The sequence below is a fragment of the Halomonas flagellata genome, assembly GCF_022487945.1.
Taxonomy (GTDB): domain Bacteria; phylum Pseudomonadota; class Gammaproteobacteria; order Pseudomonadales; family Halomonadaceae; genus Halomonas; species Halomonas flagellata.
Map to the genome: position 1 here is coordinate 1 of NZ_JAKVPY010000031.1, position 24,179 is coordinate 24,179.

Here is a 24,179-nt window from a genome sequence, read left to right on the forward strand (position 1 = left end):
AGGCGACCTGGGGGCCGTCGACGCGGGGCTTGGGGTCGGGCGCGGGGCGCCAGGCGGTGTCGGCGGGGGTCAGCACCAGCTCGTTGTGGTACTGGGTCATGCCGGCGCTATCCGCCTGAGTCACCCCGTCCTCCTCCAGGGCCTGGGGCTGCTCGCCGTGGTGCTCGACCGTCACCACCTGCCAGTCGCGGTTGAGGCTCTCGGCATCGTGGTCGGTCAGCGTGAAGCGGGTACCGGGGGCGAGCTCGGGCAGGTCGCTCTCGGCCTCGGCGGTCAGCGCATCGTGGCGCAGGCGTTCGAGGCGGAGGCGGGTGAAGGCCTCGCCGGAGGCGTCGGCCTTGTAGCGGCCGGGGTAGTCGTAGTGCTCGTACTCTCTACCAACGACACCCCGCTGGGCGTGCACTTCCAGGCCGCCGGTCTGGCGATCGTGCGATTGGGCCTGATGTAACTGTGAATAGCCCGGCTGCTTGAACGAGTAGTCCTTCAGGGTCGCCGAGGCCGGCCGGACCCGCGACACCTGGCGGAGCTTGCGCACATGGCGGGTCGGGGCGGTGCCGCCGGCGCGGCCGTGGTAGGGGCGCTCGCCGAGGCCGGCCAGCACCTGGGGGTCGTCGGCGAACACCAGCCGGTGGACGCCGTTCGGCGCCTCCTCGAACTCATGGAAGTAGAACAGCCCCTCCTCGGCGGCCAGGCGCTGGATAAAGGCCAGGTCGGTCTCGCGGTACTGCACGCAGTACTCGCGCTCGGCGGGCTCACGGGTCACCGCGAAGGCCACATCACGCAGGCCGTGCTCCTCGCACAGGGTGTTGATGATGGTCAGCGGCGAGACCTTCTGGAAGACCCGCGAGTTGTGGCGCAGCCCGAGGCGCCACAGCGCCGGCTGGAGGGTCAGTGTGTAGCGGGTGCGGCGGTGGCCGCGGTCGCCGCGGCCGAACTCGGTGGCGATACCGCGGATGCGGCGCAGCGGCGCGCTGTCCTGCCAGATCGTCAGGGTCAGCTCGCGGTCGAGGAAGGCCTCGGGGGAGAGGTCGCCGTCGCGACTGGCGAGATTGACGACCAGCTCGAAGGGCGCCGAGAGGGTTTCGGTCAGCGTGAAGTCGACCACCGCCAGGTCGGGCTCAATGGCCCCGGCGAGCGCCAGGGTGAACTGCAGTCCGGTTGCGTTGGCCATCTGGGCTTCCCTCCTGGAAGGCGTATTGCGCGGCACTCCATTGCCCGGCAGGTTACGTGAGTGCCCCGGCATGGCAAGGGCGCCATGGCCCGAAGGGGCGAAAGCTGACAGGAAGTGTCAGCGATCGCTGACACGCCACGCGGCCAGCACTCGTCGGACAAGCACTGGCCGCGTGACGCCAAGGGCGGGATGCCCCGCCCGCGTCGGCGAGATTGCGAGCGGGGAGCGGGCAGGACATCACGCCAGGCTGACCCTCAGCCCTCGATCGGCGCGCGCCAGTCGTCGGAGCCGGAGGTGCCGGCGACGGTGTGCTCCCAGTCGATCTTGCGGTAGGCCAGGGAGACGTCCATCAGCTGGGTGAACTCGGCCTTGGTGATGTCCTGGGCATGGGGCATGCGCAGGTTGATGTCGACGATGGTGGCGTCGGTCAGGGTGGTGGTGAAGAAGTGCTCCTGCTTGCCTTCCACCGAGGTGCGGTACCACTTCAGCTCGACGTTGGGCAGCATCTCGCCGGAGGCCAGGGCGTTGTACATCAGCGGCACGGCCTTGTTCAGCGCCACGGTGAAGATGAACGGCTTGTGGGCGCGCTGGCCGGAGGGCTGGCCGGACTGCGGGTCGGTAGGCACGGTGACGACGTGCTTGAACTCCTGGACCAGCATCTCGTCCTCGTGGCCTTCCACGTAGATGTTGCCCACGGAATCGGGGGTGAAGGCCCCGGCGGTGATGTTGCCCTGGGTCTGGCCTTCGATGCTGATATAGCAAGGTGTCGGCATGAGTCTGCTCCTTGACGAGGTAAGAGAATGTCCGATGGACACCCCGTATAGGGCAGGCGGCGTGCCAATGTCGGGAAAATCATTGTCCATCAATTAATTAGCTGTTTTTGATGGAATGGGGCTAAATGGAGTTAGGCGAAGCGTTGCGCGGGTCGGGCAAGAAGTTGCCCGCGGGGCCATTTCTTGCTCGCTGCGCGGGGCGCTGTTGCCGGGCACGGTGAAAAAAAGGCGGCCACGAAGGCCGCCCAAGGTACTGCCAGCCGTAAAAGGGTCATGACATCGAGGGAGTGGCCTCAGGCCGCGCAAGATACTCTCTGGCCGCGGGTACATCGCGCTCCAGCGACAGCCGCCGGTCGCACAGCCGCTCGATCAGCGCCGGGTCGTGGCTGACCAGCATGACGCCGCAGCGGTGCTCCCGGGCCAGTTCCACCAGCAGGGCGAGGGTCTCGCGCTGGGTGATGGGGTCGAGCCGCGAGGTGGGTTCGTCGGCGAACAGGAAACGCGGCTCGAGCAGCAGCACCCGCAGGATGGCGAAGCGCTGCAGCTCGCCGCCGGAGATCTCGCCGGGGCGGCGCGCCAGCAGCCGCTCGTCGAGGCCCAGGCGCGCCATCCAGGGCGCGATGGCGCGGCGATCGAGGCGGTGACGGCGCACCAGGTCGTCGAGCAGCCGGCCGAGCGTCCAGTGGGGCGAGAAGGCCGCCGGCGGATCCTGGTAGAGCTTCTGCCGGCCGAGCGGCGAGCCCGGCGCATGGTGTACCTCCCCGGCGTCCGCGTGGGCCACGCCCAGCAGCATATCGCCCAGGGTGCTCTTGCCGCAGCCCGAAGGCCCGACCACGCCGACGATCTCGCCGGGATGGATGGCCAGCGAGAGGTCGCGGAACAGCTCGCGGCCGCCGCGGGCCTTGGCCAGCCCGGTGGCCGCGATCACGGGCGCGCCGCGGTCGCCCGAGAGCGGCGGCGGGGCCGGCCAGCGCGCCGGTTCGGCGGCCAGCAGGCGCAGGCCGTAGTCGCTCTGCGGTGCCGAGAGCAGGCGCTCGGCCGGGCCGCGCTCGACCACCCGGCCCTGGCGCAGGATCGCCACCTCGCCGCCGAGGCGCCGGGCGACGTCGATATCGTGGGTGATGGTCAGCAGGGCCCCGCCCCGTTCCGGCGTGCGCGCCAGCAGTTCCACCACGGCGTCGCGGCGCGGCGCGTCGAGGCCCTTGGTCGGCTCGTCGGCGATCACGATGGTCGCGCCGGCGGCGCTGGCGGCGGCGAACGCCACCCGTTGCGCCATGCCGCCGGAGAGCTCGCCGGGCAGCTTGTGCCCGGCCTCCGCCAGCCCCAGCTCGGCCAGGTCGCGCCGGGCGGCCTCCGTGGCCCGGCGCCGGGACAGGCCGGCCACATGACGATGGCTCTCGGCGACCTGGTGCACCGCCCGCATGGTCGGGTCCAGGGCGTGCCAGGGTTCCTGGGGCAGCAGCGCCAGGGTGCGGCCCCACAGCGGGCGGCGCGAGCGGCCGTCGGCGGCCTCGAAGGCCTCGCCGTCGATCGCCAGCCGGCCGCGGGCGGCGAGGCCGCGGGGCAGGGTGCCCATGATCGCCTGGGCGATCAGGCTCTTGCCCGAGCCGGTCTCGCCGAGCAGGGTGAGGCGCCCGCCCGGGGCCAGGGTGAGCGAGACCGGGGCGATGGTCACGCCATCGCCGTGGATCGCCAGGTCGTCGACCTTCAGCAGGGGCGCGTTCATCGGGGGTCCCTCCCGGCCAGCAGGTTGAGGCTCACCACCAGTACGAACAGCACCAGGATCGGCTGGGCCATGGCCCAGGGGGCCTCGTGGTAGTAGGGCAGCAGCTCGATCATCATCAGCCCCAGTTCGGCGGTGGGCGGGCGCAGGCCGACGCTGACGAACCCGAGCGCGGCCATGGCCAGGATCGCGCTGGCGGCGCCGAAGGCGGCCAGGGTCAGTACCTGGGGGGCGAGCTCCGGCCACAGGTGGCGGCGGAACAGGTAGAGCGGGCCGAAGCCCAGCAGGCGGCTCGCCTCGAGCTGGGGCGAGGCCGCCAGCGCCCGGGTGCGGGCGCGCACCAGGCGGAAGTACTCGATCCACAGCACCAGCGAGATACCCATGTAGAGCGCCCAGAAGTTGCCCGGGGCGATGGCCACCAGCAGCAGCACCAGCAGCAGGCCGGGCAGCGCCAGGCAGGCATCGGCCAGGCTGCCCAGCACCCGGTCCAGCCAGCCGCCGCGCCAGCCGGCGATCACGCCGAGCAGCACGCCGGGCACCGCGGCGGTGGCCACGCTGAGCAGCGCCATGCCGAATGACAGGCGGATGGCGGCGGCCAGCCTGGCCAGCAGGCTGCGGCCCAGGTGGTCGGTGCCCAGCGGCTCGGCCAGCGTGGGCAGCTGCAGGATGCGGGTCAGCTGCTGGCGGGCCGGGTCGGCGTCGAAAAGCCACGGCACCAGCCAGGCGAAGGCCAGCAGCAGCGCCAGCAGCGCCGCCCCCAGGCGCTGGCGGGGGCCGAGCGCCGGCAGGGGCAGGGCGCGTAAGCGAAGAGCGAGGGTCGTCATGCCTGGCGCCTCCTGGGGTCGAGCAGATGGCAGACGATATCCACCAGGGTGTTGAGCGCCACGAACAGCAGCCCCATGACCAGGGCCGTGCCCTGGATCATCGGCACGTCGCGGGCGACGATGGCGTGCACCAGGGCGTGGCCGATGCCGGGCCAGGCGAACAGCGTCTCGACCACCACCACGCCCTCGATCAGGGTGACGAACTGCACGCCGAGATAGGCGATCACCGGTACCGCGGCGTTGCGCAGGCCATGGCGCAGGAAGCTGAGCCGCTCGCTGAGCCCCTTGGTGCGCGAGAAGGCGTAGTAGGCCGACTGGGAGACGTCGGCCATGGCGTTGCGCGCCACCCGGCTGGAGACCGCCGCCAGGGCCAGCGCCAGGGTCAGCGCCGGCAGCACGCTGTGGGCGGTGCGGCCGTGGCCGGCGGCGGGCAGCCAGCCCAGCGTCACCGAGAACAGCAGGATCAGCAGCAGGCCCACGGCGAAGGGCGGCAGGGCGCGCAGCACGCTGGCGGCGACCTCGCTGGCGCGGTCCAGGGCGCCGCCGGGCCTGAGGCCGGCGACCAGGCCCAGCGGTGGGCCCAGCAGCAGCGAGAGCAGGACGGCGGACGCCGCCAGCCCCAGGGAGTGGCCGAGCTGATGCCACAGCTCGTGCACCACCGGTGCGCCGCTGACCAGCGAACGGCCCAGGTCGAACTGCACCAGGTCCCATAGCCAACCGAAGTAGGCGGTGAGGGCCGGCTGCTCCAGGGCCAGCTCGGCGCGTACCGCCTCGGCGGCGGCGCTGTTGACCATGTCATGGCCGTAACGCCCGGCGGCGATGCGGTAGGCCATGTCGCCGGGCAGGGTGCGGGTCAGCACGAAGGTCAGGGTGCCGACCATCCACGCCACCAGCCCGGCCTGGAACAGCCGCGGCAGCAGCAGGCCGCGCAGGCCCGTCATCCAGCGCCCGGGAGCGCTCGGTGCCAGTGCCGTGCTCATTCGGCCCACCTCAGCTCGTCGATGCGGTAGTTGCGTTCCAGCGCGTCGATGGAGAAGCCCTCCAGTTCACCGTTCACCGCGGCGGTCTGCTGGTACCAGGCGACGGGGATGACCGGCATCGCCTCGTGCAGGCGCCTGGCGACCCGGGTCGCCAGCTCGCTGCGGGCGTCGGGGTCGGCTTCATGGCGCAGGGAGTCGAGCCAATCGGCCAGCTCGGCATCCGACCAGCCCATGGCGCCCCAGTCGCCGCCCATGGCGTCCGGATCGCTGCCGAAGTCGTCGAGCAGCGTGCCCAGCGGATCGGGCACCAGGCCGTAGTTGCGGGCCATCAGGCCCAGCTCGAGGCTGCCGTCGCGGTGGCCGGAGGGGATCTCGCTGGCGTTGCCCACCGCCACCTCGAGATCCACGCCCAGCTCGCGCCACTGGTCCTGCAGGGCGGTGGCCACCAGCGGCAGCTCCGGGCGGTCGGCGAAGGTGCGCAGGGTCAGCCGGAAGGGCTCGCCGTCGCGCTCGAGGACGCCGTTGCCGTTCGCCTCCCAGCCCAGCTCGGCCAGTAGCCCCCGGGCCCGGTCGAGGTCCCGGGCCGCATCGGCCTCGAGGCCCAGGTGCCAGGGCCCGAGGCTTTCCGGGAACAGCTCGGCGGCCGCGGCCTCCGGGTGGCGCAGCAGGCCGCTGGCGATGCCGGTGCGATCGATGGCCAGGCCCAGCGCCCGGCGGGCGCGGTCGTCGTCGAGGAGGGGGTGGCCGGCATTGGTCTTGAGCACGATGGTGCGCGGCAGGGGTTCGGCGTGCAGGTCGAGCCGGTCGTGGCGGGAGAGCCGCGCGAGGCTTGCCGGGTCGAGGGTGAAGACGATATCGGCGTCGCCGCTCTCGGCCATCAGCGCGCGGGTCTCGCCGCGGCCCACCGCCAGGTAGCTGGCGTGTTCGATCTCGGGTGTCTCGCCCCAGTAGTCGTCGAAGCGGCTCACCGTGAGCCGTTGGGGCGGTGCCAGGGACTCGACCCGGTAGGGGCCACTGGCGATCATCTCCGTCACCTGGCCATCGTCGCCGTAGGCCGCGGGGGCCAGGATCAGGGTGGTGGAGTGGGCGAGCAGCGCCGGCAGCGGCGCGAAGGCGCTGTCCAGGCTTATCACCACCTCGTCGCCGTCGGCCTCGATGGCGGTGATCGGCGCCGAGTCGAGAATGCCCGGCTTGGCCAGGGCGTGCTCGAGGCTCGAGACGACGGCCTCGGCGGTGACCGGCGAGCCGTCATGGAAGCGGGCGTCGTCGCGGAGGGTGAAACGCCAGCCGAGGCCATCGTCGGCCTGGTGCCAACGGGTGGCCAGCCCCGGCGCGGGTCGGCCGTCGGCGTCGGTGTCGACCAGGGTCTCGGCGACCCGCATGCGGCCGAACACATAGCCCGAGGTGGCAGGGTCGGCGCCGGTGATCTCCCAGGGGGCGACGATATCCAGGCTGCGGGCATCGGCCAGGGCAGCGGTGGAGCTCAAGGCCAGGGCGAGGCCGGCGAGTAGGGGGCGGGGAGGCAACATCTTTTGCAGTCTTCCTTGGTGGGTATGTCGTTGAAAGCGGTGTCGGTGGCGTCGGTTCGGTCGCCTGATCCGGGGCGAGCCATCCGGGGTGGGTCAGCCGGGGTCCAGGGCCAGCAGCAGGCGCGTCCGCCGGGGCCTCGGCCGTGCCAGTCCAGGCGGCCATGGCGAGTCTCTCTTCCACGAATAATAAAGGTTACTATATAACATAACAATTCTTGCTTGGGACAATGCCCCTGGGGGTGAGCGTGTTGGAGGTCGCATCCGTGTCTCGCGGCGGCGGGCGCAGGGCCTGACGTCGGCCAGCACTGTCATGCGTGCCGGGGCTCGGTGAGTCCGGGAGCGAAACGTCATGCGCGTGGCAATCGGCGACCCGGTGGTTGCCGTTTGTCTGCTAACCTCCTAGCCTGACGTCACGATCACGCCCCGTCGGCCTCCTGGACCGGCGGGGTGGTTTTTTGGGCGCCGGCTAGCCGGAGGGGCGGGGAGGGCTCCATGTCATCGTCGTTGAAGGGCATCCTGTTCATGTGTGCGGGCGTCTTCTGCCTGGCACTCGGCGACGCCATCGCCAAGTGGCTGGGCGAGGTGCATTCGCCGCTGCAGATCATCTTCTTCCGTACCCTGGTGTCGCTGCCGCTGATCGCGCTGCTGGCGCATTTCGGCGGCGGCCTGCGCAAGCTGCGCACCCGCCGGCCCGGCGTACACCTGGCCCGCGGGCTGATCTACACCGGCACCATGGTCTTCTTCGTGCTCGGCCTGACCCTGCTGCCGCTGGCCGAGGCCACGGCCATCGCCTTCGCCGCGCCGCTGTTCGTCACGCTGCTGTCGGTGCCGCTGCTCGGCGAAAGGGTCGACCGCCAAGTGCTGGCGGCCTCGTTGCTGGGCTTTGCCGGGGTGCTGGTGGTGGTGCGGCCGGGCGGCGAGGGTTTCCACTCCGGCGCGCTGGTCATGCTGGCCGCGGCGGTCTTCTATGCGTTGCTGATGATCACCTCGCGGCGCTACGGGGGCCGCGAGCATCTCTGGGCCATGGTCTTCTACATCACCCTGGTGCCGCTGATGGTGACCACGGTCACCCTGCCCTGGGTGTGGCAGACGCCGCATCCCTGGCACTGGCTGGGGTTTCTCGGCTCGGGGATCGTCGGTATCGGGGCGACGGCGTGCATCACCCTGGCGTTTCGTTTCGCGCCGGCGGCCATCGCGGCCCCCTTCGACTACAGCGCCATGCTCTGGGCGGTGCTGCTGGGCTGGTGGTTCTGGGGCGAGATGCCCGACCTCTGGGTCTTCGTCGGCAGTCTGCTGATCATCGGCAGCGGCCTGGCGATCGCCTACCACGACCGCCGCACGACCCTGAAGCGCCGCCCCACCTCTTGAGTGCCATCAGTGCCGGGTGAAGAAGGCCCGGGCGGCGGCCTCCGGGTCGGGTTGGCCGCAGATCGCCGAGATCACCGCCAGACCGTCGGCCCCCGCCGAGCGCACCGCCGCGGCATGCTCGGCCTTGAGGCCGCCGATGGCCACCGTGGGCAGGGGGCTGGCGGCGACCAGCGCGGCCAGGCCGTCGAAGCCCAGCGGGCGCGCGTGGTCGTGCTTGGTGGGGGTGGCGAACACCGGGCCCAGGCCCAGGTAGTCCAGCGGGCCCGGATCGAGGCGAGCGAGCTGCGCGTGGGTCTGCACCGAGAGCCCGAGGATCGCCCGCTCGCCCAGGGCGGCACGGGCGGCGGCCACGTCGCCGTCGTCCTGGCCCAGGTGCAGGCCGTCGGCCCCGGCGGCCAGGGCCACCTCGGGGCGGTCGTTGATGATCAGTGGCACGCCGCTGCCGGCGAGTGCGGCCTTGAGGCGGCGGGCCTGGTCGATCAGCTCGGCATCGGAGGCGTGCTTGTCGCGCAGCTGCACCAGGGTCACGCCGCCGCGCACGGCGGCGACCACCGTGTCCACCAGCCCGCGGTCGGCGCAGAGGCCGGGGTCGGTGACCAGGTAGAGGGAAAGGTCGATTGGCATGCTGTCCTCCCGGGCGCGGGACGTGCAGGCTGGCGGGAGCTGCACGACTCCCTACGCCGGCATTATCCGGGTCAGGTTCCGAGGGTGCGTCTCAGCCGTGGCGGTATCGCCGCGGCGCCCCTGTCGTCAGGCCACCACTATCCCTGCCCGCTTCCTGGCTGTAAAGGCAGGTTGTCTAGAGGCGCCGTCTTAAGAATCGCTTAAGGCGGGATGACCGTTGCATGTCAGCGGCGGCGCCGCCCTTCAGGCGGTGCGGGCGAGCCAGCGCAGGGCCACCTTCCGGGCGTGGGCCAGCTCTCGGCAGTAGGTCAGCCGGCCGGCCGTCCGGCGGATGCCTGCACGGCGCAGCTTGACGAGGATCCGCGCCGGCAGGCCGACCAGCACCAGTGCGACCCCCTCGCGGTGCATCTCGTCGATCAGGGCCTTGAGGGCCACGATGGCGGTGCCATCCATGCTCGGCACGTCATGCATGTCGAGGATGACGATCCGCACTTTCGGGTCCACCAGGTGCAGCGAGGTGAGCGCCTTCTCGGCGGCGCCGAAGAACAGCGGGCCGTTGATGTCGTAGAGGGCGACCTCGCCGGGCAGCTCGTCGATGGGGGCATGGGACCCGGTATCGACGCGCAGGGTCTGGGTCAGCAGCGACATGCGCCGGATGAACAGGGCGGCGGCCAGCCCGATGCCCACGGCCACCGCCAGCACCATGTCGAAGAGCACGGTCAGGGTGAAGCAGGTCAACAGGATGGCCACGTCACCCGGCGGGGCCGAGCGCAGGGTGTGGAGGAAGTGCCGGGCCTCGCTCATGTTCCAGGCGACGATGAACAGCAGTGCCGCCAGCGCGGCCATCGGCACCAGCCCCAGCAGGCCCGCCAGGGCGACCACCGCCAGCAGCACCACCAGCGCATGCACCACCGCCGCGATCGGCGAACGGGCGCCGCTGCGGATGTTGGTGGCGGTCCGGGCGATGGCGGCCGTGGCGGTGATGCCCCCGAACAGCGGCGCGACGATGTTGCCGAGCCCCTGGCCGATCAGCTCGGCGTTGGGGTCATGCCGGGTCCGGGTCAGTCCGTCTGACACCATCGCGCACAGCAGCGACTCGATCGCCCCCAGCATGGCGATGGCGAAGGCGGGGCCCAGCAGGGCACGAATCAGCGCGAAATCCAGCACCAGTGGCTCACCATCCGCGCCGGGCAGCCGCCAGGGGGCCGCGAAGCTCGGCGCGATCGGGGGAATGCCACTGCCTGTCTCGCCCTGTGCCTGCCAGGTGAAGCGCGAGGCGATGGTCTCTACCTCCGCGCCCGACCCGGCCAGCCAGAGGTTGACCCCGTAGGCGGCCAGGGCCCCGACCACCAGGCCGACCAGCGGCGCGGGGATGGGCAGCCCCAGCCGCGGCCAGAGCAGCAGGACACCCAGGGTGAAGGCCCCGATCCCCAGCTCGAGCGGATCCAGGCCGGGCAGCGAGACGGCGATCCGTCCCAGATTCTCGACGAAGTGCTCACCCAGCTGCTCGACCTCCAGCCCCAGGAAGTCGGGCAGCTGCAGCACGGCGATCACCACCGCGATCCCCGCCGTGAAGCCGAGCACCACCGGATAGGGCACGTACTGGATGAGGCGCCCCATGCCGGTGATGCCGAGGACCACCAGGATCACCCCGGCCATCATCGAGGCGATCAGCAGGCCGCCCAGGCCGTACTGCTGGACGATGGGGAAGAGGATGACGACGAAGGCCGCCGTCGGACCCGAGACATTGAAGCGTGAACCGCCGGTCAGCGCGATGATCGCGCCGGCGACGATCGCCGTGTAGAGCCCGTGCTGGGGAGGCACGCCGGTGGCGATCGCCAGGGCCATGGAGAGCGGCACGGCCACGGTGCCGATGGTCACGCCGGCCAGGATGTCGCGGCGCAGGTCGACCAGGCCGTAGCCGTCTCGCCAGGCCGCGCGCAGGCCGGTGGCGATGCCGGGAAGGGGTGGGGACGGTCGGTGGCGTGCCATTCACGGGGTCCTCCCTGGGTGGTCACCCGCACCGTGGATGGGCCGGTGGCCACATATCCGGCGGGGATCGATCAGGTTGCTTATGTGAATGACATTAACATGTCGTTAGCATTGTCGACAAATACGTCACCGGCATTGCCCCGGCTGGCAGCGGACATTAACATTTGATGGTAATACTGCCGGAGAATCGCCATGGAGAAGAAGACAGCACGCCTGACCCTGTTGATCGACCCGCACAAGAAGCGAGCCTTCGAGCAGCTGTGTGCGGCCCAGGACCTGACCCCGTCCCAGGTGGTGCGACAGCTGATCCGCGACTACCTGCGCGACCACGGCGTGGAGTACGAGACCCGCCCCGACCTGGCCTCCAGGGACGCGCCGGGGCGGGAGTGATGTGGCGCGCTCCCGCCAGGCCAGCGGCGGCGGGCACGGGGCCCCCGGTGGTCACCGGCACGGCGGGGGGAAGGCAGGGTGTCGGGGCGTCTCCATGACGTTTCCCCGATACTCTGGTCCCGGCAACTTAACGCCCGCTTAAGGGGGCGGATAAATCCACGGCTCGCCGGTTCAGGCGCGGATATAGGCCCAGCCCTCGGCCTGGCGCTCGGCCAGGGTGACCACGGCGGCGTCGATCTCCCCGATGCCGGCGGCGTTGTCGAGTCCCTGAGCCTTGAGGGAGTTGCGGCACAGGCGCAGGTGGGGGTCGGTATCGTCGGACTGTGCCAGGGCGGCGGCCACGGCGCCGCCATTGGCAATGATCAGCACCTCGGCCGCGGGCCGGGCATCGAGCAGGTTACGGGCGTTGCGCCGGGCACGGCCCAGGGCTTGCGGAGTGGGAGCATGCAAGAGTACGCGCAGTGTCGCCATGGGGGGTTCTCCTCGGGTCTTGATCGCCTCAGTGGTCGCCGATACGGGCTTCGACGCCCTGCACCAGGGGGGCGAAATCGGGGTGGTCTCGGCGCTCGTCCAGCGGCAGGTCGACCTCCAGGGTATCCACTACCCTGGCCGGCTGCCCCGGCGCCTGGTCTCCGAGCACCATCACCCGGTCGGCCAGCAGCACGGCCTCCTCGATGTCGTGGGTGACGAACACGATGGCGGCCTCGGTGCGCTGGCGCAGCGCGATCAGCTCCTGCTGCAGCCGCCGGCGAGTGATGGCATCGAGCGCCGAGAAGGGCTCGTCCATGAACAGGACCCGCGGGCGCACGGCGAGCGCGCGGGCGATGCCGACCCGCTGCTGCTGGCCCCCGGAGAGGGTGTGCGGCCAGCGGTCGGCATAGGCGTCCAGGCCGACCAGCGCCAACGGCTCCAGCGCGCGCTGGCGACGCTCGGCCCGCGATAACGCCAGCCCCTCCAGCCCCAGCTCCACGTTGGCCCGCACGCGGCGCCAGGGGAAGAGGCGCGGCGCCTGGAAGACCATCGACCAGGCGCGGGTATCCTCGGCATTGCCGGCGGGAATCACCACCTCGCCGGACTGCGGGGGGAGCAGGCCCGTCAGGGCGCGCAGCAGGGTCGACTTGCCGACGCCGGAGGCACCCACCACGGCGATGAATTCGCGTGGGTAGAGGGTCAGGTCGACGCCGGCGAGCACGGGCGTGTAACCGAAGCCAAGGCTGACTTCGCGTGCACTCAGCACCGGGGACGCGTCGGCGATGGGGCGGTTCATGGCTGCCACCTCAGGACCCGACGCTGGACCAGCATGAACAGGAAGTCGAACAGCGCATAGAGCCCGGCGATGGTCAGCATGTAGACCACCACGATATCGGTGGCCAGCAGGCTCGAGGCCTCCATCATGCGCTGGCCGATACCGGGAATGCCGAACAGCTCGGCGGCCACCACGGTCATCCAGCCCTGTCCCAGGCCGGCGCGCAGGCCGCCCAGGATACCCGGGGCGGCGGCCGGCAGGCTGACCTTGGTCAGCCGGGCCAGGAAGCTGCGCTGGCCAAAGGCCAGGGCCACCTCGTCGAAGCCCGGGTCCACCGAGCGCACCGCGCTGTAGCTGGCGAAGTAGTTGATCCAGAACACGCCGATGCTGATGATGAAGGCGGCGGCAGCCGGATTGATGCCGAACCAGATGATCGCGAAGGGAATCCACGCCAGGGGCGGGATCGGGCGCAGCAGCCGGGCCAGCCAGGCGTGCAGGGCATTGAAGCGCGGCATCAGCGCCGCCGACACCCCCACCGCGATGCCCAGGCTCGAGCCCAGCAGCAGGCCCACGCTGTAGTGGCCGAGGCTCGAGCGCACCACCTCCAGCCAGATGCCGTCGATCAGCTCGTACCAGAAGACCCGCGGGATCGCCGAGGGTAGCGGGACCAGGCTGCCGGGCAGCAGCCCGCTGCGCAGCGACAGCTCCCACAGCAGCAGAAAACCGGACAGGCCCGCGGCGCTGAGCAGGGTGCGCCGCGAGCGGGTCAGGGGAGAGGTCATTGGGTGGCCAGCTCCGCACTCACGTCGTCATACAGGCGGGTGTCGAACAGTGCCTCCAGATCGACCGGCTGGCGCAGCGACCCCTGGGCGAGCTGGAAGTCGTGCATGCGCCGCGTGCCTTCCTGGATCGCATGCGGGTCGCTGACATAGTGGGATGACGGCGAGCTCAGGGCGGCTTCCACCGTCTCCAGGCCGATCAGGCGGCGGCCGACGAACTCGCGCACATGGGGGGCGGCACGGCCGGGCTCCTCGACCAGCATCTCGGTGGCACGCAGATGCAGGGCCATCAGCCGGCGCATCGCTTCGGGCTCCTCCTCGAGCACGCGCTCGCGGGCGGCCAGTACGGCACCGGGCTGGCCGGGCAGCATCTCGCCGGCACGCGCGACCACCCGGGCACTGTCGTCACGTTCCTGGACCGTGGTGAGGATCGGCTCGAGAATCGAGGCGGCGTCCACGGCGCCGGCCAGCAGCGCCTGCTGGACGCGGTCGGCGCCCATGGCGACTATCTCGACCGCCTCCAGGCCGACCCCCAGCTGCTCGATCAGCCAGTAGCGCAGCACGGTGTCGGGGACCGACCCCTGGGGAAAGGTGGCGATCTTGGGCGGGCGATTCTGCTCCTCGGTGAAGCGGGTGATCGCCTCGGCGGCATCGTACTGGTCGAAGTAGCCGGCGAGTTCGCCGCGGGCGACCAGGCCGATCTGCTCCTGGATGCTCGAGGCCAGTACCTTGATCGGCACGCCGTTGGCGCGGGCCACCATGGCGGGGCCGATGCCGAAGTACATGACATCGAGCTCGCCGGAGGCCAGCGCCTGGACCATGGCCGGGCCGCTGGAGAAACGGGTCAGCTCCAGCTCGAGGCCGGCCTCCTCGGTCCAGCCCTCGCCTTCCATCACGAACAGCTGGGCCACCGGCAGGATCGGCATGTAGCCGACCTCGAGCGTGGTCGAATGATCACTGGCCTTGGCCTGGCCGACAGCGCCGAGTACCAGCGTCGCCAGGAGGGCCAGTAGAGGAATGCGTCGTGACATGGGGGGCTCCAGGGGGCGTCGATCGGCATGGCCGATGATCTACTTTTATAACGAAGAAGATTTAATGAGGGCGTTTTTATAATTGTAACCATGCAATCACCCCCTGTGAACATCGACGACAGGCGGAGCGCGCCCGGCCGGAAAGCCGGCCGGCGAGTTCCGTATGGGCAGCGGGCTGGCCCGGGTCGTGGATGCCGGGACTCAAGGCGCCGGCCCGGCGGCGCCGAGGAAGCGCTCCTGCCAGTAGGCGACCTCGAGCGGCACGCTGACCACGTCACGGCCCCGCCCCGGGGCGTGGATCATCTGGCCGTTGCCGCGGTAGATGCCGACATGGGTGGCCGTGCGGCGATCGCCGAAGAACAGCAGGTCGCCCGGACGGGCCTGGCGCACCTCCGGCAGTTCGCGGTACTGGTCGTCGGCGGTGCGTGGCACCGCAATGCCCGCGTTGCGATAGACCAGCTCGACCAGGCCGGAGCAGTCGAGGCCCTCGGGGGTATTGCCGCCCGGGCGATAGGGCGTGCCGAGGGCCTGTTCGGCGGAGGCGAGGATCAGCGCACGCTCGAGGGAGAGGCCCTCGTCGGGGGCGGTGTCGCGGGTGGCCAGGTCGCGGCTGGCACAACCGGCCAGCACCAGCAGCGCCATCCCCGCCGCCAGGAGACGCAGGGCCGGGCCGGAGACAGGGCGCCGCCGGTGGGCGGCGCGACGGGGCGTGCGGGACATGTCGAGCACCGGACGTTATCACTCGCTGAGGGTCATGCCCCCTACATTAGCCCGTGGCGGTCAGGAGCGAAAGGCGATGCGGGTGCCGTAGGCCAGCCGCTCGTCGGGCGTGATGGCATGTCCCGGCACGCCGATCATCTCGTCGCCGCACTGGTCGGCCCAGGTCAGCACGCCGTGGGTCAGGCCCAGGTCGCCGAGCAGGTCCTGGATCTCCCCCGTGCCGAGGAAGGTCCAAGTCTTGCCGTCGGCGTCCGCCAGCTCCGAGACCCCGTTGGCATGGTGGAAGCGCACGATGTAGATGCCGTCCTGGGACTCGACCTCGACGATGGGCGAGAGGCCGTGGGACAGCGCGTAGGACAGTTGCTTGAGGGTGATGTGGTCACCCAGGCTCATGTCGATGGCAGTCATGGTGAACCCTCGACTCCTTCCGGTGGCAGGGGCGTATCCTTATCAACATAGGCGCTCCTTCGCGTCCCTGCCTCACCACCAGGGGGGCTCAGGCGAAGGCGTAGACATCCATGGCCAGCACGCCGTGCTCGACGCTGTGGTGCAGGCGTTGTGCCTGGCCGCCCGCCCCCATCGCCACCAGCAGCGGCTGGAAGTGCTCCGGGGTCGGGTGGTTGGCACGGCCGTGAGGCGTCTGCTCCCAGGCGAGCAGGGCAAGGCGATCGTCGGCCAGCAGGCGCCCGTGCACCCAGTCGATGAAGTCGCTGACCCAGGCGGGCACGGTGCCGTGCTCCGGAGTCATGGCCCCCAGGTTATGGGTCAGGCTGCCCGACCCGATCACCAGCACCTTCTCCTCGCGCAGTCGGGCGAGCTTCTCGCCCAGCGCGACCAGGGCGGCGTTGGACCAGGTGGTGGGCAGCGACAGCGACACCACCGGGATATCGGCCTCCGGCACCATCAGCGAGAGCGGGACCCAGGCGCCGTGGTCGAGGCCGCGCTCCACCGGCGTGGCGCCGAGCTCCTCGGCCAGCCGTCGTGCCAGTTCGGGCTCGCCGGGAGCAGGATACTGGCACTCGTAGAGTTCCCGCGGGAAGCCACCGAAGTCGTGGATGGTCTCGGGACGGGCACTGGTGCTGACGGCCAGGCCGCGGGTCGCCCAGTGGGCCGAGACCACCACGATGGCCGCCGGGCGGTAGCGGCGGCCCAGTTCCCGCAGGAAGTCGTGGGCCGGGGTCGGCGTGAGCGCTAGCATGGGCGAGCCGTGGGAGATGTACAGGCTGGGTAACATCTTGAATCTCCTCTTCATGGGCCAACGCCAGCCCGATTCGGGACCGGCGTCGGCCAGGGGTGATGGCTCAGGCGAAGCGACGGCTGAGGGTCAGGTTACCGCCGCCCAGGCCGGCCTGCACCAGCAGGGCGATGGCCCAGAACACCGGGAATTCCCAGCCGCCGCCTTCGTTGGAGAACATCCAGCCATTGCCCAGGTGAACGGCGGCGGCGCCGAGCAGCACCGGGACCAGGGCCAGGCTCACCCAGCGGGTGTAGAGGCCCAGCAACAGCGCCAGGCCACCGCCGACTTCGGCCAGGATGGTGAGGTAGGCGAGGAAGGCCGGGAAGCCGAGCGACTCGAAGTAGCCGACGGTACCGGGGATGGTGAACACGAACACCTTGAGCAGGCCGTGGGCCAGGGTCATGGTGCCGAGGGAAAGGCGCAGCAGGGTGATGGCATGTGCTTGCATGGGGAATCTCCATTGAGTCTGGCGGGGGGTGATGTCGCTACTCTAGAGAGATTCCTTGGCGGGATAATCACCAATGCTCGAACATCATTGTTTCCTTTTGGGTGACAATCCCAGCTCGGCCTCCCAGTAGGGCGGCTCGCCCCAGGCCTCGGCGAGAAAATCCAGGAAGTGCTCCACCTTGGCCGGCAGGTGTCGCCGGGCCGGATAGAGGCCATAGACCCCCAGCGTCACGGGGGGCGCCTCGGCGAGGATGGGCACGAGGCGCCCCTCCCGGATGCTCTCGGTGAGCAGGAAGCTGGGCTGCTGGATGATCCCCAGCCCATCTTCGGCGGCCTGGACCAGCACCACGCCATTGTTGCTGTCCAGCGGCCCGCTCACCGGCAGGCTGTGATCGCCCAGTTGCCAGGTGGTGCCGCCGCCCGAGGTGCGGTAGCGCAGGCAACGATGCTCGGTCAGCTCCTCGAGGCGTTGCGGTTCCCCGTGGGCGGCCAGGTAGGCGGGCGAGGCGCACAGCAGCAGATGGCAGCGGGTCAGGGGCCGGGCGACCAGGCTCGAGTCCGGCAGGCTGCCGATGCGGATCGCCAGGTCGTAGCCCTCCTCGAGCAGGTCCACCCGGCGGTCGTTGAGGTCGAGGCGCATCTCCAGGGCCGGGTGCCGGACCATGAAGCGTGCCACCAGCGGCGCCAGGTAGTCGGTGCCGAAGGCCATCGGGCCGTTGACCCGCAGCCGGCCGCAGATCTCGGTGACACCGGCGCCGACCTCCGCCTCGGCCTCCTCCAGTGCCTGCAGGATGCCCTGGGCACGTGCCAGGTAGCGTTCGCCGGCCTCGGTCAGGTGCAGGCGTCGGGTGGTACGCTGTAGTAGCCGCACCTGCAGATGCGTCTCCAGCTGCATGACCAGCTTGGAGACCTGGGTGCGCGACAGCTCGAGCTGCTCGGCGGCCCGGGTGTAGCTGCCCAGTTCGGCGACCCGGACGAAGGCCGTCATGGCGACAAGCAGGTTCATGGTGTCTCCTTTCTGCGGCCTGCGACGGCGTCGGGTCGCTTGGCGGGCCGTGTCATCCCTTCAGTAGCCGGTCATCTCCAGATAGCCCACCCCCAGCGCCTCGCCGCCGTCATGGTCGCTGACCGTCACCTCGCCCTCCCAGTAGGACACGCTGGTGGCCATCCAGCGTTCGCTGTGGCGCGCCTCGACCACCAGGTCGAGGCCCTGCGCCGGCAGCTCGAGCCGCCAGCGGGTGGGCATCTCGCGGCCGGCAACGAGGCTGGTGCTCAGTGGCGTCAGGCGCAGTCCTCCCTGGGCGACCGGGGTGGCAGCGCCGTCGGGGGCAATCACATTGCCGAACAGGAAGTCGCCGCCCTCCTCGCCACCGCCCCGCAGCCGGTAGGCCATCAGCTTGTGGCCGCTGTCGAGATGCAGCGCGACCCAGTCCCAGCCGCTCTGCTCGGGTTCGAGCACCTGGCTGCTCCACTCCCGGTCGAGCCAGCCGCGGCCGCTGACCGCGCGGGTCTCGCCGTCGAGCGTGACCTCCCCCTCGATGCGCCAGAAGGGTTGGCTGTAGTAGATCGAGCCCTGGCCGTCGGCGGTCTTCTGGCTGAAACCGGCCTCGCCGTGCAGCACCAGGGGTCCCTCGGCGGTGAGGTCGAGGCGGTAGCCGAAGCCGCCGTGCTCGTCATCCTGGTGGGCGAGCAGCGCGAGTTCGGCGAAGGTATCGGCGTCGGGGTCGTCCACCCGGCTCTCGAGTCGCCAGTCGTCGAGCCAGGCGGCAAAGGGCCGGGCCCGGACGCCAGCCTGGCCATCGTCCTGCCGGGAATGACCGCGGGCGAAGCGCTCCGCCACCCGGTGGGTCGGGCCCCGGGAGACCGCCATATGGGCCATCCACGCCTGGTCGGCGACCCAGGGGCCGGGAGGCGGCCGCTCCTCTGGCGGCACCAGGGCCTGGCGGAACAGGGTCCACTGCAGGCCCAGCGGCTCGCCGCGCTCGTCCTCGAGGTTGGCGGTGAGGTACCACCACTCGATGCGGGTATCCGGGTGGGGGCCATGATCCTCGGGGAAGCGCAGTGTCGTGCCGGGGCGCGCCTGCACGAAGCCCCCGGCCGCCTCGCCCGGCGCGGCGAGGCCGGTGTCGGTGGCCGCATCGCGCTCGCAGCCCATGAGCACCAGCGCGGCCAGCAGGCCGAGCATGGCGAGTCGCGTCATGGGGTCTCCTCCTCGGCCAGCAGGGCCCGGGGCGGGGTGCGCCACAGTGCCAGGGCCGGCAGCACCGTGGCCAGCAGCGCCACCGCCACGGCGGTGGCCAGGGTCAGCAGGATCTCGCCGGGGAAGAGCTGCAGCGGCAGGCGCCAGCCGAAGGCGGCCACGTTGATCACCGCCACCAGCCCCGCCGTGACGGCGATGCCCAGCGGCACGGCGAGCAGGCCGGTGGCCAGCGCCGCGCCGCCAACCTGGACGAGCTGGCTCACCACCAGGCGGGCCCGGGGCACGCCCAGCGCCCAGAGCGGGGCCAGCTGGCGGCGGCGCTCCCGGGCCTGGGCCAGCAGGCTGGCGAACAGCGCCAGGGCCGCCACGCCCAGGGTCAGGGTGTTCAGCGCCCGGGTGATGGTGAAGGTGCGTTCGAAGATTTCGGTGGAGACGCGTTTCACCTCGCGCTGGTCCAGCAGGGACTCGCGGTCCGGGCCGAGGCGGTCGCCGAGGGCGGTGCGCAGCGTCGCCTCGTCGGCGTCGCCGTGGAGCACGATGCCCAGGGACCCCGGCGGTGCCCGGAAGCGCTCGGCAAGCCGTGGCGTGGCCAGCAGCACCTCGCCGCGGGGGTTGCCGTAGTCCGGGTAGATGGCGGCCAGGCTCACCGTCTCCCGGCGGCCCCTGGCGTCGAGGGTCAGCCGGTCGCCCGGCGCCAGGCCGGTGGCGATGGCGAGTTGTTCGTTGATGAAGGCCGCGCCCTCGCGGAAGGCCTGCCAGGCCGCCTCGCGCCCGGCGAGGGTCGACAGCAGCGGCCAGCTCGGCACGAGCCGCTCGCCCGGGGTGATGCCGTAGAGGCCGACCGGCAGGTTGAGCGGCCGGGTGGCGTCGGTGCCGGCGTCGAGCAGGGTGGCGTCGGTGCGGCGGGTGGCCAGCAGTTCGTCGACCTCCGGCCGGTCGGCGAGCCAGTCGTGGATCTCGTCATACCGCTCCGCCGGCGGGCGCAGGTAGAGGTCCGCCACCAGGCGCTGGTCCAGCCAGTCGAGGAAGGTCAGGCGGAAACCGCCCACCATGCTGCTCACCCCCAGGTTGGCGGAGAGCGCGATCAGCAGCGCCATCATCGCCAGGGCCAGGCGCGGCAACTGCAGCTGCAGGTCGGCCAGGGCCCACTGGACCAGCGGCCGCCGCCGGGCGAGGCGTGCGAGCCCGGCGAGGCCCAGCGCCAGCAGCGGCGGCAGCCAGAGCGCGCAGGCGAGCAGCAGCATGGCCATCAGGCCGAAGCCGGCCAGCAGCCCCTCGCCGGGCGGCTGGCGGGCGAGCCAGGCCCACAGCGCCAGGCCGAGCAGGGCACAGGCGGTGCCGGCGGCGGCCATCAGCCGCAGCTGGCGGTGGAACCCCGTGCGCCAGGCCTGGGCCTGGCCGAGGCCCAGTACGCCGAGCCGGGCGGCCCGCCACAGCACGCCGCTGCCGGCCAGCAGCAGGCCGCCCAGGGTCACGGCGAGCCCGCCGAGCCAGTAGTGCCAGGGCAGCTGGAGCTCGGCCGTCACCCCGGCACCATAGAGGCTGTCCAGGGTGGCGGCCACGTCCGGCAGCAGTGCCCGGGCCAGCCAGACGCCGCTGACGATGCCGGCCAGGGCGCCGGCGAGCCCCAGCAGCACCAGTTCGAGCAGCAGCAGACCCACCAGGCGGCGGCCGGGCACGCCCAACGCCCGCAGGGTGCGCAGCATGCCCAGCCGCTGCTCCAGGGCCAGGCCGAGCGCCGCCTGCACGATGAACAGCCCCACCACCAGGGCCAGCAGCGCCATGGCGGTGAGGTTGAGGTGGAAGCTCTCGGTGAGCTGGCCCGGCGCGACCAGGGTCGTCGCCCGGGTCAGCACCAGCCCCTCGGGTGCCTCGGCCAGGGCGTCGGCGGCGCTGACCAGCCGCGTGAGCATTGCGCCGCTGTCCAGCAGAGCCGCCGCGGCGGCGATATCCATCACCAGGGTGTCGGGGGGCAGCGAGGGGGCCAGGGTCAGGGGCGGCAGCCGCCGGCCGTCGGGCAGGCGCGGTTCGGCCCCCGGCGCGTCTCTGGCCGTGACCGCCAGGGCAGGCAGGGTGTCGGGGGCCAGGCGTGTCTGCCACGGCGGCGTGAGGAAGTCGCCGGTGCCGCCGGCGAAGGGGCTGTCGCCGGGCAGGGTCAGCGGGTCGATGCCGATCACCGTCAGCCGGGTGCCGTCCGGGGTCTCCAGCTCGCCCTCGAGCAGCGGCGAGACCGGCAGCCCCGCCCGGCGCAGCCGCAGGAAGTCGTCGCGGGTCAGCGGCTCGCCGTCGCGGCGCTCCAGGCGGTCCAGCCCGGTGGAAAAGAGCGCCTCGGCGCGGGCGTAGCTGTCGCGGGCCGAGGCGTTGATCGCCTGCACGCTGCTCCACAGGGCGCTGGCCACCCACAGGCCCAGCAGCAGCATGGCCAGCTGGCCGGGGTGGCGGCGATAGTGGGAGAGCAGGGTGGCCAGGGCGGTGAGCATGGGGGCACAAGGGTGAGGATCGACCGGGGCCTTGTGGCCCCTTGTGCCGGCATCGTCTCACAGAAGCGGCGAGGCGGGGAGTGGCAGGCACAGCGCGGTCTCGCCCCCCGGCCTCCTTTCGCTGACCGGTCGAGCCCGACGCGGATTAATCGAGATGCAGCCACCTGGCCAGTCGCGAATGACGATGGCGGCTCAGGTACCAGGGCAGCAGGGCCATGACGGCGAGGATCGTGATGGCCGCCGTGGTGCTGAGCAGGGGATGGAGCTCGAACGTATGGCCGAGACTGGCGAATACCACGGTCATCGGCAGCATGCCGATCACGGAGGCCAGGGCGAAACGCCATGCCTTGATGGCGGTCACGCCGGCGGCGTAACTGATCAGGGCGAAGGAAAAGATGGGAATCAGGCGGGTGAGCAGCACGGTGAGGAAGAGCAGCCGCTGCGAACCTTGCGCACCGAACAGCGGATTGTCCCGGAACCGTTCGCGCAACAGGTCACGCCCCAGCAGCCGGGCGAGGAAGAAGGCGATCAGTGCCCCGCACAGGGCGCCGGTCACCGAGAGCAGGGCCCCGGGAAGGATACCGAATGCCAGCCCCGAGGCGGCGGTGACCGGCAGGGTGGGCAGGGGGCCGACCACCACCGTCAGCACCATGAGGGCCACCAGCAGCAGCGGCCCCAGCGCGCCGCGGCCGTTCAGCCACCGCGACAGGGCGTCGGGCGACAGGGAGTCGGGCATGCCCAGCTGCCCCAGCACCAGCCAGACCAGGGTCATGCTCATCGCCGCGGCGATGAGCACGCCCGAACGAAATATCCAGTCACGCCGGGTCATGTCGCTCCCTTGTTGCGTCATTTACCCGGCCATGGGACAGGCGCAGGCAGCGGTCGAGCGGCGCCGCCACCCGGGGGCTGTGGGTCACCACCAGCAGGGCGCTGCCGGCGTCGTGCACCAGGGCCTGCAGCAGCGCGAGCACCTCGTCCGCGGTGGTCTCGTCGAGGTTGCCGGTGGGTTCGTCGGCGAGCAGCAGGGCGGGGCGCGGGGCCAGGGCGCGGCCGATCGCCAGGCGCTGCTGCTGGCCGCCGGAGAGCTGCTCCGGGTAGCGCTTCTCGAGCCCGGCCAGGCCCAACCGCTCGATCAGCCGTGCCGTCCAGGCGGCATTCTCGCGGCCGGCCAGGCGGGCCTGCAGGCGCAGGTTGTCGACGACGTTCAGGCTCGGCACCAGGTGGAACTGCTGGAACACCAGGCCCAGGGATTCACGGCGCAGCCGGGCGCGGTCGGGCTCGGCAAGCATCGAGATCGCCCGGCCCGCCAGTCGCACCTCGCCGGCATCGGGCAGGTCGAGCCCCGCGGCCAGGTGCAGCAGGGTCGACTTGCCGCTGCCCGACTCGCCCATCAGCGCCAGGCTCTCGCCGGCGTGCAGGATCAGGTCGACACCGGCCAGCACCGACAGCGGCCCCTGGGGCGTGGCATAGGCCTTGTGGACCTGGCAGAACTCGAGCATGAAGGGCTCCCGTCACATTCAGGCTTCGATGGTCCCACAAAAAAGGCGCCACCCGTAGGTGGCGCCGGAAACCGTCGTCGGGGACGAGGGTCAGTGGCTATGGCCGTGGCTGTCCTCGTCATGGCCGTGATCGTCACCGCCGTCATCGTCATGGCCCGGCTCGGCCAGGGCGTCATGCAGGGTCTTGGCGTTGTGGCGCATCATGCCCAGATAGGTGCTCGCCTCGCCCTCGGTGGCCAGGGCGTCGGCGTAGAGGGTGCCGGCGATGGGCAGGCCGGTCTCCTCGGCGAGCTGATTGATGACCGCCGGGCTGGTCATGTTCTCGTGGAACAGCGCCTGGACGTTCTGCTCGCGGATCACGTCGATCAGCCGCGCCATGTCGGCGGCGCTGGGCTCGGCCTCGGAGGAGAGCCCGACCGGCGAGAGGAAGCGCAGGCCGTAGGCCTGGGAGAAGTAGCCGAAGGAGTCGTGGCCGGTGATCACGCTGGTGGATGCGGGGATCTCGGTGAGCAGCTCGCGGATCTCGTCCCCGGTGGCCTCGATCTCGTTGATGTAGCGCTCGGCATTGGCCTCGTAGGCCTCGGCGTTGTCCGGGTCGGCCTCGATCAGGCCGTCGCGGATATTGACCACATAGACCTGTCCCAGGGCCAGGTCCTGCCAGGCGTGGGGGTCCTGGTCGCCGTGGTCATGATCGTCATGGCCCTCATCCGCATGGCCTTCATCCTCATGATCGTCATGCGCGTGATCGTCATGGTCGTCGTGCCCATGGGCCCGATCAGGCGCGTGGCCAGGGTAGTCCAGCTGGTCGACGCCCTCGCTGGTGACCACCAGCGGACCGGCATAGTCGCTGGAGTCGATCAGCCGCTCCATCCAGCCCTCGAACCGCAGGCCGTTGAACACCACCAGGTCGGCGTCGGCCAGCGCCCGGGCGTCGCCGGGGCTCGGCGAGAAGACATGGGTGTCGCTGTCGGGGCCGACCAGCGAAGTCACCGCGACGTGCTCGCCGCCGACATTCTCGACCATGTCGGCGAGGATGCTGAAGCTGGCAATCACCTGGATGCGCTCGGCCGCGACGGCGGCCGGCAGTGCCAGCATGGCGGAGGTGCCGATCACCAGGGCGGAGGGTCTGAGACTGCGCAGCATGCAAGGGCTCCTTGGGGGTTAGC

General features: G+C 71.1%; 24 protein-coding genes and 1 riboswitch. Of the genes, 2 read left to right on the forward strand and 22 right to left on the reverse strand.

Annotated features, from left to right (window positions below; all coding sequences use genetic code 11):
* The 6 genes from tssI to MKP05_RS18980 all read right to left on the reverse strand — a co-directional run.
* Window positions 1-1,171, reverse strand: a 1,171-nt coding sequence (tssI, locus tag MKP05_RS18955; RefSeq protein ID WP_240569715.1) for a type VI secretion system tip protein TssI/VgrG, incomplete at its 3' end; no start/stop codon positions are given.
* Between the two features lie 254 nt (window positions 1,172-1,425).
* Window positions 1,426-1,944: an Hcp family type VI secretion system effector gene (locus MKP05_RS18960; protein ID WP_110284166.1), complete on the reverse strand. Its 519-nt coding sequence runs from the start codon at window positions 1,942-1,944 to the stop codon at window positions 1,426-1,428.
* A gap of 271 nt (window positions 1,945-2,215) precedes the next feature.
* Complete coding sequence (locus MKP05_RS18965) at window positions 2,216-3,670, reverse strand: ABC transporter ATP-binding protein (protein ID WP_240569716.1); 1,455 nt, start codon at window positions 3,668-3,670, stop codon at window positions 2,216-2,218.
* Window positions 3,667-4,491, reverse strand: a complete 825-nt coding sequence (locus tag MKP05_RS18970) for an ABC transporter permease (RefSeq protein WP_240569717.1) — start codon at window positions 4,489-4,491, stop codon at window positions 3,667-3,669. Before MKP05_RS18970 ends, MKP05_RS18965 begins: the two co-directional genes overlap by 4 nt.
* Window positions 4,488-5,471, reverse strand: coding sequence for an ABC transporter permease (locus tag MKP05_RS18975; RefSeq protein WP_240569718.1), 984 nt, complete (start codon window positions 5,469-5,471; stop codon window positions 4,488-4,490). Before MKP05_RS18975 ends, MKP05_RS18970 begins: the two co-directional genes overlap by 4 nt.
* Window positions 5,468-7,000: an ABC transporter substrate-binding protein gene (locus MKP05_RS18980; RefSeq protein ID WP_240569719.1), complete on the reverse strand. Its 1,533-nt coding sequence runs from the start codon at window positions 6,998-7,000 to the stop codon at window positions 5,468-5,470. Before MKP05_RS18980 ends, MKP05_RS18975 begins: the two co-directional genes overlap by 4 nt.
* A gap of 492 nt (window positions 7,001-7,492) precedes the next feature.
* On the opposite strand from MKP05_RS18980, the gene MKP05_RS18985 reads away from it, so the two are divergent.
* Window positions 7,493-8,368, forward strand: coding sequence for a DMT family transporter (locus MKP05_RS18985; protein ID WP_240569720.1), 876 nt, complete (start codon window positions 7,493-7,495; stop codon window positions 8,366-8,368).
* Between the two features lie 6 nt (window positions 8,369-8,374).
* Here MKP05_RS18985 and thiE read toward each other — a convergent pair whose 3' ends face one another.
* Both thiE and dauA read right to left on the reverse strand, forming a co-directional pair.
* Window positions 8,375-8,992, reverse strand: coding sequence for a thiamine phosphate synthase (gene thiE, locus MKP05_RS18990; protein WP_110284161.1), 618 nt, complete (start codon window positions 8,990-8,992; stop codon window positions 8,375-8,377).
* 31 nt (window positions 8,993-9,023) lie between these two features.
* Window positions 9,024-9,124, reverse strand: a riboswitch (TPP riboswitch).
* Window positions 9,125-9,235: 111 nt separating this feature from the next.
* The gene (dauA, locus tag MKP05_RS18995) at window positions 9,236-10,984 is read right to left on the reverse strand and encodes a C4-dicarboxylic acid transporter DauA (RefSeq protein ID WP_240569721.1); all 1,749 of its coding nucleotides are present in this window, start codon (window positions 10,982-10,984) and stop codon (window positions 9,236-9,238) included.
* Window positions 10,985-11,176: 192 nt separating this feature from the next.
* Here dauA and MKP05_RS19000 point away from each other — a divergent pair, with 192 nt between their 5' ends.
* Window positions 11,177-11,374, forward strand: coding sequence for a ribbon-helix-helix protein (locus MKP05_RS19000; protein ID WP_240569722.1), 198 nt, complete (start codon window positions 11,177-11,179; stop codon window positions 11,372-11,374).
* Window positions 11,375-11,545: 171 nt separating this feature from the next.
* On the opposite strand, the gene MKP05_RS19005 is transcribed toward MKP05_RS19000, so the two are convergent.
* From MKP05_RS19005 to MKP05_RS19070, 14 genes are all read right to left on the reverse strand, one after another.
* Window positions 11,546-11,845: a DsrE family protein gene (locus tag MKP05_RS19005; protein WP_110284158.1), complete on the reverse strand. Its 300-nt coding sequence runs from the start codon at window positions 11,843-11,845 to the stop codon at window positions 11,546-11,548.
* A gap of 28 nt (window positions 11,846-11,873) precedes the next feature.
* The gene (locus tag MKP05_RS19010) at window positions 11,874-12,641 is read right to left on the reverse strand and encodes an ABC transporter ATP-binding protein (RefSeq protein ID WP_240569723.1); all 768 of its coding nucleotides are present in this window, start codon (window positions 12,639-12,641) and stop codon (window positions 11,874-11,876) included.
* Window positions 12,638-13,402 carry an ABC transporter permease gene (locus MKP05_RS19015; protein ID WP_240569725.1) on the reverse strand — a complete coding sequence of 255 codons (765 nt, stop codon included), beginning with the start codon at window positions 13,400-13,402 and terminating at the stop codon, window positions 12,638-12,640. The genes MKP05_RS19010 and MKP05_RS19015 overlap by 4 nt, the downstream gene beginning before the upstream one ends.
* On the reverse strand, window positions 13,399-14,430 hold the full coding sequence (locus MKP05_RS19020) for an ABC transporter substrate-binding protein (RefSeq protein ID WP_240569727.1): 1,032 nt from the start codon (window positions 14,428-14,430) through the stop codon (window positions 13,399-13,401). The genes MKP05_RS19015 and MKP05_RS19020 overlap by 4 nt, the downstream gene beginning before the upstream one ends.
* Window positions 14,431-14,631: 201 nt before the next feature.
* Window positions 14,632-15,150, reverse strand: a complete 519-nt coding sequence (locus MKP05_RS19025) for a C40 family peptidase (protein ID WP_439109005.1) — start codon at window positions 15,148-15,150, stop codon at window positions 14,632-14,634.
* Window positions 15,151-15,210: 60 nt separating this feature from the next.
* Window positions 15,211-15,558 (reverse strand): hypothetical protein, encoded by a 348-nt coding sequence (locus MKP05_RS19030; RefSeq protein WP_240569729.1) that lies wholly within the window; start codon window positions 15,556-15,558, stop codon window positions 15,211-15,213.
* Between the two features lie 88 nt (window positions 15,559-15,646).
* Window positions 15,647-16,384, reverse strand: a complete 738-nt coding sequence (locus tag MKP05_RS19035) for a dioxygenase family protein (RefSeq protein WP_240569731.1) — start codon at window positions 16,382-16,384, stop codon at window positions 15,647-15,649.
* 67 nt (window positions 16,385-16,451) lie between these two features.
* Window positions 16,452-16,835: a DoxX family protein gene (locus tag MKP05_RS19040; protein ID WP_240569732.1), complete on the reverse strand. Its 384-nt coding sequence runs from the start codon at window positions 16,833-16,835 to the stop codon at window positions 16,452-16,454.
* 84 nt (window positions 16,836-16,919) lie between these two features.
* Window positions 16,920-17,840 (reverse strand): LysR family transcriptional regulator, encoded by a 921-nt coding sequence (locus tag MKP05_RS19045; RefSeq protein WP_240569733.1) that lies wholly within the window; start codon window positions 17,838-17,840, stop codon window positions 16,920-16,922.
* 60 nt (window positions 17,841-17,900) lie between these two features.
* Window positions 17,901-19,034, reverse strand: a complete 1,134-nt coding sequence (locus MKP05_RS19050) for a lipocalin-like domain-containing protein (protein ID WP_240569735.1) — start codon at window positions 19,032-19,034, stop codon at window positions 17,901-17,903.
* Window positions 19,031-21,514: an FtsX-like permease family protein gene (locus MKP05_RS19055; RefSeq protein WP_240569736.1), complete on the reverse strand. Its 2,484-nt coding sequence runs from the start codon at window positions 21,512-21,514 to the stop codon at window positions 19,031-19,033. Before MKP05_RS19055 ends, MKP05_RS19050 begins: the two co-directional genes overlap by 4 nt.
* Window positions 21,515-21,659: 145 nt before the next feature.
* Window positions 21,660-22,343: a TVP38/TMEM64 family protein gene (locus MKP05_RS19060; RefSeq protein WP_240569737.1), complete on the reverse strand. Its 684-nt coding sequence runs from the start codon at window positions 22,341-22,343 to the stop codon at window positions 21,660-21,662.
* A complete protein-coding gene (locus MKP05_RS19065; RefSeq protein WP_240569738.1) occupies window positions 22,330-23,013 on the reverse strand; it encodes an ABC transporter ATP-binding protein in 684 nt (227 codons plus the stop codon). Before MKP05_RS19065 ends, MKP05_RS19060 begins: the two co-directional genes overlap by 14 nt.
* A gap of 90 nt (window positions 23,014-23,103) precedes the next feature.
* Window positions 23,104-24,156 carry a metal ABC transporter solute-binding protein, Zn/Mn family gene (locus tag MKP05_RS19070; protein WP_240569739.1) on the reverse strand — a complete coding sequence of 351 codons (1,053 nt, stop codon included), beginning with the start codon at window positions 24,154-24,156 and terminating at the stop codon, window positions 23,104-23,106.
* Between the last annotated feature and the right edge of the window lie 23 nt (window positions 24,157-24,179).

Excerpts from the sequence above, each read along its gene's own strand:
- MKP05_RS18960 (WP_110284166.1), bottom strand. The coding sequence starts at position 1,944 with ATGCCGACACCTTGCTATATCAGCATCGAAGGCCAGACCCAGGGCAAC.
- MKP05_RS18965 (WP_240569716.1), bottom strand. The coding sequence starts at position 3,670 with ATGAACGCGCCCCTGCTGAAGGTCGACGACCTGGCGATCCACGGCGAT.
- MKP05_RS18970 (WP_240569717.1), bottom strand. The coding sequence starts at position 4,491 with ATGACGACCCTCGCTCTTCGCTTACGCGCCCTGCCCCTGCCGGCGCTC.
- MKP05_RS18975 (WP_240569718.1), bottom strand. The coding sequence starts at position 5,471 with ATGAGCACGGCACTGGCACCGAGCGCTCCCGGGCGCTGGATGACGGGC.
- MKP05_RS18980 (WP_240569719.1), bottom strand. The coding sequence starts at position 7,000 with ATGTTGCCTCCCCGCCCCCTACTCGCCGGCCTCGCCCTGGCCTTGAGC.
- MKP05_RS18985 (WP_240569720.1), top strand. The coding sequence starts at position 7,493 with ATGTCATCGTCGTTGAAGGGCATCCTGTTCATGTGTGCGGGCGTCTTC.
- thiE (WP_110284161.1), bottom strand. The coding sequence starts at position 8,992 with ATGCCAATCGACCTTTCCCTCTACCTGGTCACCGACCCCGGCCTCTGC.
- dauA (WP_240569721.1), bottom strand. The coding sequence starts at position 10,984 with ATGGCACGCCACCGACCGTCCCCACCCCTTCCCGGCATCGCCACCGGC.
- MKP05_RS19000 (WP_240569722.1), top strand. The coding sequence starts at position 11,177 with ATGGAGAAGAAGACAGCACGCCTGACCCTGTTGATCGACCCGCACAAG.
- MKP05_RS19005 (WP_110284158.1), bottom strand. The coding sequence starts at position 11,845 with ATGGCGACACTGCGCGTACTCTTGCATGCTCCCACTCCGCAAGCCCTG.
- MKP05_RS19010 (WP_240569723.1), bottom strand. The coding sequence starts at position 12,641 with ATGAACCGCCCCATCGCCGACGCGTCCCCGGTGCTGAGTGCACGCGAA.
- MKP05_RS19015 (WP_240569725.1), bottom strand. The coding sequence starts at position 13,402 with ATGACCTCTCCCCTGACCCGCTCGCGGCGCACCCTGCTCAGCGCCGCG.
- MKP05_RS19020 (WP_240569727.1), bottom strand. The coding sequence starts at position 14,430 with ATGTCACGACGCATTCCTCTACTGGCCCTCCTGGCGACGCTGGTACTC.
- MKP05_RS19025 (WP_439109005.1), bottom strand. The coding sequence starts at position 15,150 with ATGTCCCGCACGCCCCGTCGCGCCGCCCACCGGCGGCGCCCTGTCTCC.
- MKP05_RS19030 (WP_240569729.1), bottom strand. The coding sequence starts at position 15,558 with ATGACTGCCATCGACATGAGCCTGGGTGACCACATCACCCTCAAGCAA.
- MKP05_RS19035 (WP_240569731.1), bottom strand. The coding sequence starts at position 16,384 with ATGTTACCCAGCCTGTACATCTCCCACGGCTCGCCCATGCTAGCGCTC.
- MKP05_RS19040 (WP_240569732.1), bottom strand. The coding sequence starts at position 16,835 with ATGCAAGCACATGCCATCACCCTGCTGCGCCTTTCCCTCGGCACCATG.
- MKP05_RS19045 (WP_240569733.1), bottom strand. The coding sequence starts at position 17,840 with ATGAACCTGCTTGTCGCCATGACGGCCTTCGTCCGGGTCGCCGAACTG.
- MKP05_RS19050 (WP_240569735.1), bottom strand. The coding sequence starts at position 19,034 with ATGACGCGACTCGCCATGCTCGGCCTGCTGGCCGCGCTGGTGCTCATG.
- MKP05_RS19055 (WP_240569736.1), bottom strand. The coding sequence starts at position 21,514 with ATGCTCACCGCCCTGGCCACCCTGCTCTCCCACTATCGCCGCCACCCC.
- MKP05_RS19060 (WP_240569737.1), bottom strand. The coding sequence starts at position 22,343 with ATGACCCGGCGTGACTGGATATTTCGTTCGGGCGTGCTCATCGCCGCG.
- MKP05_RS19065 (WP_240569738.1), bottom strand. The coding sequence starts at position 23,013 with ATGCTCGAGTTCTGCCAGGTCCACAAGGCCTATGCCACGCCCCAGGGG.
- MKP05_RS19070 (WP_240569739.1), bottom strand. The coding sequence starts at position 24,156 with ATGCTGCGCAGTCTCAGACCCTCCGCCCTGGTGATCGGCACCTCCGCC.